Origin of the sequence: Arenibacter algicola (assembly GCF_018860365.1) — a bacterium.
Classification (GTDB): Bacteria; Bacteroidota; Bacteroidia; order Flavobacteriales; family Flavobacteriaceae; genus Arenibacter; species Arenibacter algicola_B.
Genome location: NZ_JAHKPO010000026.1, coordinates 1 through 695, shown reverse-complemented (window position 1 = coordinate 695; position 695 = coordinate 1). Strand labels below are relative to the sequence as shown.

Below are 695 nucleotides of genomic sequence, written 5' to 3'. Positions count from 1 at the left end.
TTGGGTGATGTTACCCTAGAGATAGCTGCCGGAGCAGTGGGAACTACAGAATTGGCTGCAGATGCGGTTACCAATGCAAAATTGGCGGACGATGCGGTGCAGACAGAAAATATATTAAGTGGAGGTAACGATAAAGTATTGGTTACCGATGCAGTAGGAACTGTTGTTTGGGTGGACAAGTCGAGCTTTGCTGTTTTGGCTGATCAGGTAACAATCACCGGACTGGGCACTACCTTGGATCCGTTCAAAGTGGCGGATCTATCCATAGTAAATTCTAAACTTGGCCCTGACGCGGTTACCAATGCTAAACTGGCCGATGATGCGGTGCAATTGGAAAACATTGCTGATGGTACATCCTCCGGCCAAGTAATGCAATGGGACGGGACCGACTGGATTTTAATAGATTTAGGTTCTGTGACCGTAACTGAAGTGGATGGTGTAATTGGAAATGAAATCTTAAATGCGACCGATGGAACTTTAATACGTTCAGGAGCGGGTACTACTGTAAGTCCGTATACATTGGATGTGGCCACAGGAGGTATTACGGCGAACGAATTGGCCAATGATGCCGTAACGGCAGCCAAAATCAACGCTGACGTTGCGGGAAGCGGACTGGTACAGAACGCGACCACCGGAGCATTGGAAGTAGACGGTACAGCGATCATCGGAGACGGGGATATCACATCCTCCGACCT

The 695-nt window shown here is 48.5% G+C and carries 1 protein-coding gene; it reads left to right on the top strand.

Annotated elements, in window-relative coordinates:
• Positions 1 to 695 (top strand): hypothetical protein (locus tag KO529_RS21070; protein WP_215949839.1); only part of this gene is annotated, 695 nt, incomplete at both ends.